Annotated in this window: 11 protein-coding genes; 2 read left to right on the top strand and 9 right to left on the bottom strand. The window is 67.1% G+C overall.

Annotation, left to right across the window (positions count from 1 at the left end; genetic code table 11):
• Positions 1-7: 7 nt before the first annotated feature.
• Positions 8-1,543 (bottom strand): choline-sulfatase, encoded by a 1,536-nt coding sequence (gene betC, locus PQB87_RS20945; RefSeq protein ID WP_489243677.1) that lies wholly within the window; start codon positions 1,541-1,543, stop codon positions 8-10.
• Between the two features lie 287 nt (positions 1,544-1,830).
• On the opposite strand from betC, the gene PQB87_RS20940 reads away from it, so the two are divergent.
• Together PQB87_RS20940 and purU are read left to right on the top strand one after the other, a co-directional pair.
• Positions 1,831-2,736 carry a choline sulfate utilization transcriptional regulator gene (locus PQB87_RS20940; protein WP_042976344.1) on the top strand — a complete coding sequence of 302 codons (906 nt, stop codon included), beginning with the start codon at positions 1,831-1,833 and terminating at the stop codon, positions 2,734-2,736.
• A 271-nt stretch (positions 2,737-3,007) separates the two neighbouring features.
• Entirely contained in the window at positions 3,008-3,895 is an 888-nt protein-coding gene (gene purU, locus PQB87_RS20935) for a formyltetrahydrofolate deformylase (RefSeq protein WP_489243675.1), read from the top strand.
• 21 nt (positions 3,896-3,916) lie between these two features.
• Here the strand turns inward: purU and PQB87_RS20930 are convergent, their stop codons facing one another.
• From PQB87_RS20930 to PQB87_RS20895, 8 genes are all read right to left on the bottom strand, one after another.
• A complete protein-coding gene (locus tag PQB87_RS20930; protein WP_489243673.1) occupies positions 3,917-4,117 on the bottom strand; it encodes a hypothetical protein in 201 nt (66 codons plus the stop codon).
• A 193-nt stretch (positions 4,118-4,310) separates the two neighbouring features.
• Positions 4,311-5,966 carry a trimethylamine N-oxide permease gene (locus PQB87_RS20925; protein WP_489243671.1) on the bottom strand — a complete coding sequence of 552 codons (1,656 nt, stop codon included), beginning with the start codon at positions 5,964-5,966 and terminating at the stop codon, positions 4,311-4,313.
• Between the two features lie 225 nt (positions 5,967-6,191).
• On the bottom strand, positions 6,192-7,055 hold the full coding sequence (locus PQB87_RS20920) for a glycine betaine ABC transporter substrate-binding protein (RefSeq protein ID WP_060066958.1): 864 nt from the start codon (positions 7,053-7,055) through the stop codon (positions 6,192-6,194).
• A 134-nt stretch (positions 7,056-7,189) separates the two neighbouring features.
• A complete protein-coding gene (locus PQB87_RS20915) occupies positions 7,190-8,338 on the bottom strand; it encodes an FAD-binding oxidoreductase (protein ID WP_021160638.1) in 1,149 nt (382 codons plus the stop codon).
• A 26-nt stretch (positions 8,339-8,364) separates the two neighbouring features.
• A complete protein-coding gene (locus PQB87_RS20910; RefSeq protein WP_489243669.1) occupies positions 8,365-9,606 on the bottom strand; it encodes an aromatic ring-hydroxylating oxygenase subunit alpha in 1,242 nt (413 codons plus the stop codon).
• Between the two features lie 52 nt (positions 9,607-9,658).
• On the bottom strand, positions 9,659-10,444 hold the full coding sequence (locus tag PQB87_RS20905; RefSeq protein ID WP_222154583.1) for an electron transfer flavoprotein subunit beta/FixA family protein: 786 nt from the start codon (positions 10,442-10,444) through the stop codon (positions 9,659-9,661).
• On the bottom strand, positions 10,441-11,610 hold the full coding sequence (locus PQB87_RS20900; protein WP_489243668.1) for an electron transfer flavoprotein subunit alpha/FixB family protein: 1,170 nt from the start codon (positions 11,608-11,610) through the stop codon (positions 10,441-10,443). The genes PQB87_RS20905 and PQB87_RS20900 overlap by 4 nt, the downstream gene beginning before the upstream one ends.
• A 4-nt stretch (positions 11,611-11,614) precedes the next feature.
• On the bottom strand, positions 11,615-13,540 hold the full coding sequence (locus PQB87_RS20895) for a (Fe-S)-binding protein (RefSeq protein ID WP_059649820.1): 1,926 nt from the start codon (positions 13,538-13,540) through the stop codon (positions 11,615-11,617).
• Positions 13,541-13,543: the final 3 nt, after the last annotated feature.

The following is a 13,543-nucleotide window of genomic DNA, read 5'->3' as shown; positions in this document are numbered from 1 at the left end:
GGGGCACTCAGCGCCCGATGCGCGGAAAGCGCGCCATCGCCTCGAGCGTGTCGAGTTCGATGTGATTGCGCATGTAGCGCTGGCTCGCGTCGGTGAACGGCTGCCAGTCCCACGCGTGGATGCGGCCCTGCGTCGTCGCCGCGTAATGGAAACGCCGGCGCCGCTGGCTCGCGCGCACCTGCCGGTCCAGTTCGGGCAGGTTCCAGCGCTGCGCGGCTTGCGCACGGAACGCGGCCAGCACGTCCGCGGCTTCCGGCGTGCCGGCGAGGTTCGTCAGCTCGCGCGGGTCGTCGCCGAGGTGATAGAGCTGGTCGGGATCGGCCGGGCAATGCACGTACTTCCAGTCGCCGCTGCGGATCATCACGACCGGCGCGACCGCACCTTCCGCGAGGTATTCGCCGAGCGCAACATCGTGCGCCGGCGTGCCGTTCAGGTGCGGCACGAGGCTGGCCCCGTCGACGGGGTCCGGCCAGCCGCCGGCGGGGGCCGCGCCGGCCAGGTCGACGAGCGTCGGCAGCAGGTCGACGTGCGACACCGGCCCGCGCACGCGCGCGGCGCCGAAGCGGTCCGGCGCATGCACGATCAGCGGCACGCGGCAGCCGCCCTCGAAGAACGTCATCTTGTACCAGAGCCCGCGTTCGCCGAGCATGTCGCCGTGGTCGGACGTGACGATCACGATCGTGTCGTCGGCGAATCCGCACTGTTCGAGCGCGGCCAGCACGCTGCCGAACTGCGTGTCGACGTACGAGGTTGCACCGTAGTACGCGCGACGTGCGGCGCGGATCTGTGCGTCGGTGGGCGGCGTCCGGTCGTTCTCGCAGACGAAGCGCAGCCGCTGCGAATGCGGGTCGCTTTCCTCTGCGTCGAGGCGCACGGCCGGCAGGTCGATCTCGTCGTCGCGATAGAGATCCCAGTATTCGCGCGTGATCGCATACGGGTCGTGCGGATGGGTCAGCGACACGACCATGCAGAACGGCCGCGCATCGTGCCCGGCCGCCCGCTCGCGCGCGACGTCGTACAGCTTCTGCTTCGCGGCGAACGTGACCTCGTCGTCGAAATCGAGCTGGTTGGTACGCACGCACGGGCCCGCGTCGAGTACCGAACTCATGTTGTGATACCAGCTCGGCCGTTCCGTCGGGCTGTCCCAGTCGGGCACCCAGCCGAAATCGGCCGGATAGATGTCGGTCGTGAGCCGCTCCTCGAAGCCGTGCAACTGGTCGGGCCCGCAGAAGTGCATCTTGCCGGACAGCATCGTCCGGTAGCCGCCCGCGCGCAGGTAGTGCGCGAACGTCAGCGTTTGCGCCGGCAATTCGGCGGCGTTATCGTAGGCGCCGATCCCCGACGGCAGCTTGCCGGTCAGCAGCGAAAAACGCGACGGCGCGCACAGCGGGCTCGCGCAGTAGGCGGCGTCGAACACCACGCCTTGCGCGGCGAGACGGTCCAGCGTCGGCGTGCGCGCGACGCGATTGCCGTAGGCCGGCAGCGCGAACGGCGTAAGCTGGTCGGCCATCAGGATCAGGATGTTGGGTGTCGGGTTCGTCATCGGCAGTCGTGGGGAAAACGGTGTTCGAATGGAACGGCGCGCCGCTCGCGCAGCGAGACGTCCGGCATGACGGAAGCGGCCCGACGAAAGTGCCGCGCGGGCAGGCCGCGCTGGCTAGAATCGCGGAATGCGTTGCGTGCCACCCGTGGAGCGGAATGTGAAGCGGGCCGTGAAGCAGCCTGTGAAGCAGCCCGTGAAGCACGTGTGCCGCACCGTCCGATGCACTATCGCCTGCCCGAATTCGCGCGGGAAGGCGTCCGGCCCTTATGGGGCCATTAGAGGGACTTATGTCGAAATCCGAACCGTTACCGTCGATGCAGGCGCTGCGCGCGTTCGAATCGGCGGCCCGGCTCGCGAGCTTCACGGCCGCCGCGCGCGAGCTCGGCTCCACCCAGCCGGCCGTGAGCCAGCAGGTGTTCCAGCTCGAGGCCGAACTGGGCGTGCCGCTGTTCGAGCGCAGCCCGCGCGGCGTCACGCTGACGGCCGACGGCGAGTGCCTGTACGAGGCGGTGCGGCTGAGCCTCGACACGCTGCGCGGCGCCACCGCGACCCTGCGGGCGCGCCGCGAGCACGGCGCGCTCACGATCGTCACCGACTTCGGCTTCGCCACCTACTGGTTGATGCCGCGCCTGGCCGGGCTGAAGCGCGTGATGCCGGATGTCGACGTGCGGGTCGTCACGTCGCAGGATTACGACGCGCAGCGCGACCACGGCGACATCGCGATCCTGTTCGGCGACGGCCACTGGCCGTCGTGCACGGCGGCGCGGCTCTTTCCGGAATCGGTCACGCCCGTGTGCTCGCCCGCGTTCCGCGACGCGCACCCGCACGTCGCCCGGGCCGACCACCTGCTCGCGTTGCCGCTGCTGCACGTGCAGCCGACGCGCCCCGAGCGCTGGCTGTCGTGGTCCGGCTGGTTCGACGCGCACGGCCTCGACACGGCAGCCGCCGCGCGCGGCGTGACCTTCAACAGCTATGCGCTCGTGATCCATGCGGCGCTGCTCGGCGAAGGCGTTGCGCTCGGCTGGGCGCCGCTCGTCGACGAACTCGTCGCGTCCGGGCAGCTCGTGAAGCTCGTCGACGCGCCGGTCGTCACGCCGCGCGGTTACTTCCTCGTGCGGCCGCCGCAGCGGCCCGAGCCGGACGCGACCCACGTGTTCCGGCGCTGGCTGCTCGACGCGTGCGCGCCGGCCTGAACGGCCGTCCGGCCGGCCTCCGGCTACGGGCCTGACGCACGCCTGACGCCCGCTGGACCGGCCGCGCCCGCCCCGCCTGACGCCTCCCCTGCGCCCGCCTGAAGCCGCGCCGCCGCCCGGCCGCGCTGGCGTGCCGATACCAGCCACACGGCGGGTTGGTTCTATCCGCGCCCCAATCGTCCTGATTTACTTGAGCCTCCCGCTACCCGCGTAGCGTGGCGCCCCGTCGCGCCGCCGCGCGGGTTGCGTTCCATGACATCCGAGGAATCTCATGACCGCCGACTCACGCCCCGATCAATTCGTTCTGACGCTGTCGTGCCCGAGCGCGGCCGGCCAGGTCGCCGCCGTCGTCGGCTTTCTCGAGCGCCATCGCTGCTACGTCGATGCGCTGAACGTGTTCGACGACGATCTCAGCAATCACTTCTTCGTGCGCTGCGTGTTTCATCCGACCGATGAAACGCTGCAGATCGACGCGCTGCGCCAGGAATTCGGGCCGATCGCGACCGCGCTCGGCGGCGGCGGCGAAGGCGGCACGCAATGGGCGATTCACGACGTGAATGCACGGCCGAAGGTGCTGATCATGGTGTCGAAGCTCGAGCACTGCCTCGCGGACCTGCTGTTCCGCTGGCGGATGGGCGAGCTGAAGATGGACATCGTCGGCATCGTGTCAAACCATCCCGACTTCGAGCCGCTCGCTGCGCAACACGGCCTGCCGTTCCGCCATTTCCCGATCACGGCCGATACGAAGGCGCAGCAGGAAGCGCAATGGCTCGACTTCTTCGAGTCGAGCGGCGCCGAACTCGTGATCCTCGCGCGCTACATGCAGGTGCTGTCGCAGGAAACGAGCGCGAAACTCGCGAACCGCGCGATCAACATCCACCATTCGTTCCTGCCCGGTTTCAAGGGCGCGAAGCCGTATCACCAGGCGCACGCGCGCGGCGTGAAGCTGATCGGCGCGACCGCGCACTTCGTCACCGACGATCTCGACGAAGGCCCGATCATCGAGCAGGTCGTCGAGCGCGTCGATCATGCGCTGCGTCCGGAGCAGTTGCTTGCGGTGGGGCGTGATGTCGAAAGCCTCACGCTCGCACGTGCGGTGAAGGCGTTCATCGAGCGGCGGGTGTTTTTGAACGGCGATCGGACGGTGGTGTTTCCGTAAGCGGGCGGCCACGACCGGCCGTCATGCGGAAGCCGACGGTACGCGCGCACGCGTCGTGCCGATTCGTCGTGCCCGGTGTCGCAGATAGAGGTTGTTGAGGATCAGCGCCGCGCCCGTCAGCGCGGCGCCCAGGATCTGCGCGCGGTTGGGCACGACGCCCGTGACCGCGGATACGATGAATGCCGTGATGGGCACGATGTCCATGAACAGCACGCCGTTCATCGGCCCGAGGTTCCGGTTGCCCGTCATCCACAGCAGGATCGCACCAAAGCCGGCCACCGGCAATGGTGCCGGCCCTGAACGACAAAAGCCCGACCGGTTGCAAGCCGGTCGGGCTTCGTTGCATGCCGCAAGCTCGATCGCGCCGCCCGTGTGCGGTTTCCGGGCGGCGCGCACCGTTACACGGCCTGACGCGTCACTTCACCCACGCAAAGTAATACGACAACCAGATCGTGAGCCCTGCCCCGACCAGCGCCGCATACGGCATCAGGTTGAGCCACATCGCGCGCTTCGGCACCTCGAGTTCCATGTCGCGCTGCATCTGCGCAGGGAACCGGCCGCGATCCTGCCAGTAGTGGCGATAGAGAAACACCGGCACGATCAGCAGCATCGCGATCAGTCCGTTGCGCAGCGTGCCTTCGCCCTGCAGGTTCGCGCCCGCGCCGACATAAACGAGGTTCGCGTAGCCGCAGATCGAGCCGGCGACGAGCAGCCACGTCGGGCAGCGGAACGGCCGATCCCAGTTGCCGCGGTCCATCCGGTGGATCCAGCCCGACTGAAGATTCAGGAATACGAACAGCATGTAGCAGACGTTCGAGATCGACAGCACCGTCATGTAGTCCGACATCATCAGCAACACGAGGTTGAAGCCGAGATCGGTCCACATCGCGCGCGTGGGCGAGCCGTGCTCGTTCACGTGCGACAGGTACTTCGGCAGCCAGCCGTCGACCGATGCCTGGTACAGCGTGCGCGACGAGCCCATCATCGACGTCATCACGATCAGCAGGATCGACAGCATCAGCATCACGACGACCGCATTCGCGACCCACGCGCCGCCGCCGACGATCTTCGCCATCGCGGCCGCGACGCCGGTGCCGTCGCCGATCGACGGATCGAGCATCGCCTGCGTGCCGAGCGCACCCTGGAATGCCATCGGCACGAGCGTCATCACGACGAGGCACAGCGCGCCCGACCAGAAGATCGCCTTGGCGGTATCGCGACGCGGGTCGCGGAATTCGCGCGTGTAGCAGACGGCCGTCTCGAAACCATACGACGCCCAGCCGGCCATGAACATCGCGCCGAGCGCCATCGTGACGCCCTGCCCGTTCCACGAGCCGAACGTCGCGGTCGTGAGATTGCCCTGTGCGTCGTGACCGAGCGGCAGCAGCGGGAGCAGGTTCGACATCGGCACGTCGCCCGTGACGAACGGCACGATGCCGACGATCAACAGCGGCGTGAGCGACGCGATGCCGAGAATGCGCTGCGTGCGCGCCGCCTTCGATGCACCGCTGTGTTGAAGCTTGAACGTGATGAGAAGCAGGATCATCGCGATGATGAACGTCGCATTGATCCGCAGGGACAGACCCGGCTTGATGAACCCGAGATCCGCAACCTTGAGCTGCCAGTGCAGCACCGCCGCGTCGGCGGGAAAGAGACTCGTGAGCGCATAGCTCGCCGCGAGGCCGCAGCCGAGCGCGAGCATCGGCGACCACGCGAGCCAGTTGCACCACACGGAAACCGGGGCAATCAGCTTGCTGTAACGAACCCAGCCGATCGCGCCATATACGGACGCGCCGCCCGATTTATGGGGAAATAGCCCCGATATTTCCGCATAAGTCGCGCTCTGAATCAGCCCCATCGTGATCGCGGCGATCCAGATCGCCCACGCGGGCTGGCCGATCGTCGCGCATACGCCGCCGATCGTGAACAGCACGCCTGCCGGCACGCCGCTCGTTACCCAAAAAGCGTCTTTCCAAGTCAGGCCACGATGCAGCGTGTGGCCCGTCGAATCATGTGAGATGGTTGCCTCAACATCACTGGTGCTGTTCGCACGCAGTCCTGCCTGACTCATCCAATTCCTCCTCTCGAGCAGAGTTAGCGCTTCAGCGCTTACTCTGGTCCGATGCAAAGCAGATGACTCCGCACAAGGGCCGTAGTGTAACAACTTACCGGCCTTCTTGCAGAATCAAAAAAATAATTCCGGGATATGATCGCATCGCAGTGCAATTATTTCGCTATCCTGCCGATCAATCCCGGACTGTCTCTTCGTCTTTTTATTGCGGCGAATCGTCGCGGCTTATTGCACGCCTTCCGTCCACGAATTCACGCGGTCCGCATGCGCTGCAATCCATGCATCGGCAGCCGCTTCCGGCTTCGAGCCGTTCTGGATCGCGAGCATCACGCTGTCGATCTCGCCCGGCTTCCACTGGAATTTTTTCAGGAACGCAACGACCGGCTTGGCCTTCGTTTCGAGCTGCGGGTTCACGACACTGTCGACGTGCTCCGCGCCGCCGAACACCTTCTTCGGATCCTCGAGGAAGCGCAGCTTCCACTTCGCGAACATCCAGTGCGGCGCCCAGCCGGTCACGATCACCGGCTTGTTCGCGCCGACCGAGCGCGACAGCTCGGCCGTCATCGCGCTGCCCGAGCTCGGCATCAGCGTGTAGTTCAGGCCGTAGTTCTTGATCGCTTCGTCGGTCTTGCGCATCACGCCCGCGCCCGCATCGATGCCGACGATCCGGCCGCCGAAGCTGCCTTTTTCGGCATTCAGGTCGTCGATGCTCTTCGCCTTCACGTAGTCGGGGACGATCAGGCCGATCTTCGCGTCGGGAAAGTTCGCGCCGAGGTCGACGACCTTGCTCTTGTACTCGCCCCAGTAGGAACCGTGCGTGACGGGCAGCCACGCGGACAGCGTCGCGTCGAGGTCACCGCGCGCGACGCCCTGCCACATGATGCCGGCAGCGACCGGCACGAGCTTCACCTCATAGCCGAGTTTCTTCTCGATCACGCGCGCCGCGACGTTCGACGTCGCAACGCTGTCGTCCCAGCCTTCGACGTAACCGATCTTCAGCGTGGGCTTCGTATCGGCGAGCGCCGATGCGCTCAGTGCCACCATCGCCGACAGTGCGCCGGTCCACATCAGTTTTCCGAACAGCTTCATGGTCGATCTCCTTGAAATGCGCACCGTGCGCGTTGTCTCTCTAGGTTCTTCAACCACAAATCCGCGGTATCGTTGTTTTCCGACGGATGCTTGTCCGGACGCGACGCGCCCGGACAACCGATGGCGAGTTTCGACTACTTGTCGATCACGAGATCCGACAGCGGCTTGCTGCAGCACAGCAGCACCATCCCCTGGTCGATCTCGCGCTGGCGGATGCCGCCGTTGTGCTTCATTTCAACCTGCCCCGACACGAGCTTCACCTTGCAGGTGCCGCACATGCCCTGCGTGCACGACGCCGGCAGCCGCACGCCGGACTGGCGCGCCGCATCCAGCACGTGCTGCTCCGAGCCGCATGAAATCTCGCGATTGCTCTTTGCGAAGCTGACCGTGTACTGCTTCGTATCGGTGTCGGCACCTTCGGCCGGCGGGGCGAGATCGGCGAGCAGTTCGTCGCTTGCGGTCTGCGCGAGCGTTTCGAACGAGAAGCTCTCCTCGTGATACTGCTTGCGATCGAAGCCGGCTTCGTCGAGCAGGTCGCGCACGGCCTTCATGTACGGCGCGGGGCCGCACGTGAAGATCTCGCGCTCCATGAAATCCGGTGCGATCAGCTTCAGCAGCGGCAGCGTCAGGAAGCCCGTGACGCCCGGCCAGTTGGTGCGCGCGCCGACGCGCTCGACGACGAACGACGTGCGGAAATTCGTGTGGTTCGACGCGATCAGGTCGAGCTCGCGCGCGAAGATGATGTCGTCCGGCGTGCGTGCGCTGTGCACGAACAGGATGTCGCGATCCTCGGCGAGATCGTGGTGCGCGCGGCTCATCGACATCAGCGGCGTGACGCCCGAGCCCGCCGACAGGAACAGGTACTTGCGCGCTGGATGTCGTGCGCACGTGAATTCGCCGGCCGGGCCGAGTACGCGCACCGGTGCACCCGGCTGCAGGTTGTCGTGCAGCCAGTTCGACACCTTGCCGCCCGGCACGCGCTTCACCGTGATCGACACCGTGTGCGGCCGCGCGGGCGACGACGAGATCGTGTAGCAGCGGTTGATCGTTTCGCCGTCGATGTCGAGCTCGAGCGTGAGGAACTGCCCGGGCTCGAACGAGAACGAGCGGCCCTGCGGCGAACGGAAGAAGAAACTCTTCACGTCGTGCGTTTCCTGCCGCACGTGGCAGCACACCAGCGTTTCCTCGACGTCGCTCGTCCAGCGCTCGGGAAGGGCGTTCCAGAACGCCGGGCGTGTGACCCGGCTGTCCACCGGCTCGAAATTGGCCGCATCTCGCATCATCTGTAACTCCGCTTCAGTGCTGGGTACTACGCGCCGGTTTTTTCGGCGAGCCGGCCGATGTACCAGGCCGAGAATTTTTCGACGAGACCTTCCGTGAACGGCGAATACGGGCCCGGCTCGTACGCGCTGCTGGTCGCGCCGCGCTGCGAGAATTCGACGAGCGCACGATCCTGGTCGTTGGTCGCGTTCCACACGGCCGTGAGGTTCTTCACGTCGTAGTCGATGCCTTCCTTCGCGTCCTTGTGCACGAGCCACTTCGTGCGCACGAGCGTCTTGCCGGCCGACAGCGGGATCACCGAGAACGTCACGATGTGATCGCTCATGAAGTGGTGCCACGAGTTCGGCTGCGTCCAGAACGACAGCCCGCCGAGGTCGGCCTTGTCGAAGCCGCCGAGCAGCTTCTTCGACGCGACCTTCGCATCGAGCGTCTGCGATTCGCCGTGGCGATCGAGCGGCAGGCGCTGCGTGCGGAAACCCGTCACGTCGAGCAGCTTCTCGATCTCGGCGGACGGCAGGCCCATCTCGGCCCACTCCTTGCCGCGCCGCACGCAGGTTTCCGCGAACGCATCCATGCCTTCCGCGTTGGCGTCGGAACGCTGGTAGCCGAAACCGTATTCGTACAGCGAGATGGTGAGCTCCGGATGGTTCGCGACGCAGTGATAGCACTCGCGGTTGTTCTCCATCGTGAGCTTCCAGTTGCCTTCCTCGATGATGTCGATCTGCGCGGCGATCTTCGTGTTCGGCAGGTCGTGCGGCAGCAGGTACGGCTCCATCTCGGCGCGCAGCTGCGCGAAATCGACCGGCGGCTCGTCGGCGAGGCAGATGAAGATCAGGCCCGCGAGGTTCTCGACGTGGACCGACTTCAGACTGTGCTTGCAGCGGTCGAACTTCTCGCCCATGTGCTCGGCGAACATCAGCTGGCCCGTCAGGTTGTAGGTCCAGCTGTGGTACGGGCACACGATGTTGCCGACCGAGCCCTTGTCCTCGTTGCACAGGCGCGCGCCGCGGTGGCGGCACACGTTGTGGAACGCGCGGATCGCCATGTCGTCGTCACGCACGATCAGGATCGAATCGTTCCCCAGTTCCACGGTCACGTAGTCGCCCGGCTCGGGAATGTCCGGCTCGACCGCCACCTGGATCCAGTGCTGGCGGAAAATCGCCTCCATGTCGAGCGCGAAGATGTCCTCGCTCGTGTAGAACGGCGCTTCGAGGCTGTAACCTTCCTTGCGCCGCTCGATCAATGCACGAATGTCTGCCGATACTTTCATCGTTTGCTCCGGATTCCTTGCATCCCTGGGTTCTTGCCGACAGGCATCAAAATCAGTAGTCGATGAGCTGATGCTCGCGCAAATACGCGAGGATCACTTGTGCTTTTTCGACCGAACTCCCTTCATTTACGACGTTGCCGCCACGGCTTTCGGTCGTCGTCGCGGACAGCATCCGGGCATGCCCGGAGCGCTTCTCGGCGGCGACCAGCTTTACGGGTTTACGCTCGACCGGGCCGACCGTCCACGCGGCCGCGTCGGCGCTCGCGCCGGGCGCCGCGAGCGCGGGCCGGATCGCGCCGGCGCGCAGCCGCGCATACGCATAACGCGGCTCGGCATTCGCGAGCGGATGGACGGCGACGACGGCCGGCAGTGCCGCGTCCACGCGCCGCCGCAGCCCTTTCGGCAAAAATTGCCGGACCGCCGCACGGCCGCCCTCGACCGTCACGTCGACGGCCGAGCCGACCAGCGGATAGCCGAGCGCCGCGGCGATGCGATACGGCAGCATGCCGGTGTCGTACGCGCCCTCGGCGCGCGTGCCGGTCAGCACGAGGTCGTAGCCGTCGATACGCGCGGCGAGCGCGTGGACGGCATCGTCGCCGTCGCGGCAGGCCAGCACCTCGACCTCCCGTGCGCCGAGCGCGAGATATTCGGCAAGCGCCGCGTTCGCGGGATCGCCGGCATGGATCACGTCGAGCTTCGCGCGATGCTGCTCGGCGAGCTGGCGGCCGGTTTCGAGCGCGGCCGCGTCGTTGCGGCTGTAGCGCGCGACGCCGCTGACCGGATGACGGCCAACGGACACGAGCACCGCGATGCGTTGCAAGGGACGGGGGGCGTTCATGCGGCGACTCCTTCCGGTTCACGGGTGCCGACCGCGGCCGGCGATTCTCCACGCGCGGCGCGCGCGGCCTGCACCTGCTCGATCAGCGCGGCGATCGTCCCCTGCGCATCGCCCACCACCGTCAGGTTCGCGCGTTTCGCGATCGGTGCGCTGCCGTCGAGGTTCACCGCGATCACGTGGCGGCAGTCCTTGATCCCCTGCAGGTGCTGCACCGCGCCCGAGATGCCGAACGCGATGTACACGCTCGCCTCGACCGTCTTGCCGGTCGCGCCGACCTGCTTGTCGCGCGTGAAGTGACCGTTGTCGACCGCGACGCGGCTCGCGCCGATCGCCGCACCGAACACGCCGGCCAGCCGCTCGAACGCGCCGATGTCGGATACGCCGTTGCCGGCCGACACGATGAAATCGGCTTCCTCCAGCGCGACCTGGGCAGCGTCGATTTCATCGAGGCCGAGATCGCGATACGGCTGGGCGGCGTCATGGGCCGGGCTGATGAAATCGGCGGAGAGACGCTCGCCCGCGCCGACGAACGGCAGCTTCGCGTCGACCGCGTTCTGCGCGAGCAGGATCACGTCGGGCAGCGCACGGGTGGCAAAGGCGCGCCCGGCCTGCGCATACGCGCCGACATGCTTCGCGTCGATCTCGACGACATGGGCCGCGACGCTCGCGCCGGCGGCCGCCGCGTAACGCCGGCCGAGATCGCCGTCGCCCGTCGCGTTGTCGGGCACGAACACGTGTTTCGGCGCGAGTGCGGCCACACAGGCCTGCAATGCTTGCAGTTCGCTTTCGGGATCGAACGCGCGGCGATCGAAGCCGGTCAACTCGAGCAGCTTGTCGACGCCCAGTTCGGCCACGTCGTCCTTCAGTTCGCCGAACGCGAGCAGCGCGACTTCGGTCTGGGCATCGGCGAGCAACGCGGCGGCGGCGATCGCCTGCCGCGAATGATCGTCGAGCGCGCCCCGCTCACCGTGCGCCACCACCAGCATCACGTGCTTCGGGTCCTGCACCGCGCGGCGCGGCTTCGCGGCGGCTGCGCCATGACCGTGCGCCGACCAGTGCGCTGCGCTCGCATCGGCGCTGCCTTCCTCGCCGAGCGTGATGCGCTTCAGGCCCGCGGCCGTGATGATGAACGGCCGGCGCGGATCGATTCGTTTGATCGTGTTCATCGATTCACTCCAGCGAGGCGGCGACGAGTTCGGCCACGTCGAGCACGTCGGGGCGCGGGCCCACGACGCCTTCGAGCATCGCCGTGCAGTTCGGGCATGCAACCGCGACCACGTCCGCGCCAATCGTGCGCGCGTCGGCGATGCGGATGTCGGGGATGCGCTGCTTGCCGGGGATGTCGGTCAGCGGCGCACCGCCGCCACCGCCGCAGCAGCGGCCGCGCATGCCGTTGCGCTCCATCTCGACGACCTGGATGCCGATCGTCTTCAGCAGCTTGCGCGGCGCTTCCGTCTCGCCGTTGTAGCGGCCGAGGTAGCACGGGTCGTGATACGTGGTGCGCTTCTCGCGCAATGCTTCGACGGCCTTCGGCGCGATCTTGCCGCTGTCGGCCAGTTCGGCGAGATACGTCGTGTGATGCTTGACCGTCACGCGCAGCCCGAGCGCGCGGTATTCGTTGCGCAGGCTGTGCATCACGTGCGGGTCGGCCGTCACGATCTGCTTGTACGACAGCGTGCCGAGCGTGCCGATCAGGCGCTTCGCCATCTGCTGGAACGTCGCTTCGTCGCCGAGGCGGCGTGCGACGTCGCCCGTGTCGGTCTCGGTCGAGCCGAGCACCGCGTAGTCGACACCCGCCTTGTTCAGCACCTTGACGAACGCGCGCAGCGTGCGCTGGTAGCGCATGTCGAACGCGCCCTCACCCGCGACGAACAGCACGTCGACCGGCTTGCCGGGCTGCGCGACGGGCGCGCTCAGGTCGACCGACCAGTCGTAGCGCGCGGCCGTGTCGTAGCCGCCCATCGTGCCCGTCTCGCGCAGGTTCGCGAGCACTTCCTGGCCCTTGCCGGGCACCGTGCCGTGCACCAGCGTGCGGTTGCGGCGCATGTCGACGATCGCGTCGACATGCTCGATCAGCATCGGGCATTCCTGCACGCATGCGCGGCAGGTCGTGCACGACCACAGCGTCTGCTCCTCGATCAGGCCCGACACGATCGGGCCGTTCGGCTCGCCGCGATGCTGGCCGACCGCGAGGCCCGGCGAAGGACTGCCCGCGTATGCCGCATCGGTGCCGCCCGCCATCCCGACGACGAGGTCCTGGATCAGCTTCTTCGGGTTCAGCGGCTGGCCCGACGCGAACGCGGGGCACGCGGCTTCGCACTTGCCGCACTGCACGCACGCGTCGAAGCTCAGCAGCTGGTTCCAGCGGAATTCGACCGGCTTCTCGACGCCGTACTCCTGATGCTCGATGTCCGGCAGTTTCAGCGCGGTCGGCGGCGTGGCCGTGCCGTTGCCGGTGAACGATTCACGGGTGGCCGCGAAACGTTCCTGGCGCGGGTGGAAAGCAAGGTGCAGCAGGCCGGCGATCGCATGCTTCATCGGGCCGCCCTTCGCGGCGCCGACCGTCATCGTGAATGCGCCGACGCCGATCAGCAGCGCGCAGAGCACCGCGAACGCGCCCGACATCGCGCCGGTCGGCACCAGCATGAACAGCACGAGGCCGAGCGCGAACGAGCCGAGCAGCCAGGGCAGCGTATTCCACGGGCCTTTCGACAACCGTGCGGGCACGTCCTTCGCCGCGCGCCGGCGCCACACGAACACCGCACCGACCAGCATCGCGAGCGCCGCGAGGAAGATCAGCTTGTCGAGCCACGGCGAGTAGATCGCGAGGCCGTAGTTGATGAACACCAGCGCGAGCGCGCCGATCGCGCCGCCGGCCGTCGCGACGTGGGTCTTCGCGATGTACGGATCGCGGGCGACCACGTGGTGCAGGTCGACGAAATAACGCTTCGGGATCGCAAACAGGTTCGCGACGCCGAACGCGCCGGGCGCCGTGGCGCGGCCGAGCCGCCAGTAGGACGAACGCTTCGCGACCGCGAACGCGAGCCCCGCCACCGACAGCCACAACAGGGCGGTAATGAGGAAGGACGGGTTCATCTG

The organism is Burkholderia sp. KL41, assembly GCF_057005415.2.
The sequence above is the reverse complement of the archived record's forward strand: the minus strand, read 5'-3'. Positions and strand labels throughout refer to the sequence as shown.

What these genes read in the sequence shown, in the direction of transcription:
- PQB87_RS20920 (WP_060066958.1), bottom strand. Translation starts at nt 7,055, where the DNA reads ATGAAGCTGTTCGGAAAACTGATGTGGACCGGCGCACTGTCGGCGATG.
- PQB87_RS20895 (WP_059649820.1), bottom strand. Translation starts at nt 13,540, where the DNA reads ATGAACCCGTCCTTCCTCATTACCGCCCTGTTGTGGCTGTCGGTGGCG.
- PQB87_RS20910 (WP_489243669.1), bottom strand. Translation starts at nt 9,606, where the DNA reads ATGAAAGTATCGGCAGACATTCGTGCATTGATCGAGCGGCGCAAGGAA.
- PQB87_RS20915 (WP_021160638.1), bottom strand. Translation starts at nt 8,338, where the DNA reads ATGATGCGAGATGCGGCCAATTTCGAGCCGGTGGACAGCCGGGTCACA.
- betC (WP_489243677.1), bottom strand. Translation starts at nt 1,543, where the DNA reads ATGACGAACCCGACACCCAACATCCTGATCCTGATGGCCGACCAGCTT.
- PQB87_RS20940 (WP_042976344.1), top strand. Translation starts at nt 1,831, where the DNA reads ATGTCGAAATCCGAACCGTTACCGTCGATGCAGGCGCTGCGCGCGTTC.
- PQB87_RS20905 (WP_222154583.1), bottom strand. Translation starts at nt 10,444, where the DNA reads ATGAACGCCCCCCGTCCCTTGCAACGCATCGCGGTGCTCGTGTCCGTT.
- PQB87_RS20930 (WP_489243673.1), bottom strand. Translation starts at nt 4,117, where the DNA reads ATGAACGGCGTGCTGTTCATGGACATCGTGCCCATCACGGCATTCATC.
- purU (WP_489243675.1), top strand. Translation starts at nt 3,008, where the DNA reads ATGACCGCCGACTCACGCCCCGATCAATTCGTTCTGACGCTGTCGTGC.
- PQB87_RS20925 (WP_489243671.1), bottom strand. Translation starts at nt 5,966, where the DNA reads ATGAGTCAGGCAGGACTGCGTGCGAACAGCACCAGTGATGTTGAGGCA.
- PQB87_RS20900 (WP_489243668.1), bottom strand. Translation starts at nt 11,610, where the DNA reads ATGAACACGATCAAACGAATCGATCCGCGCCGGCCGTTCATCATCACG.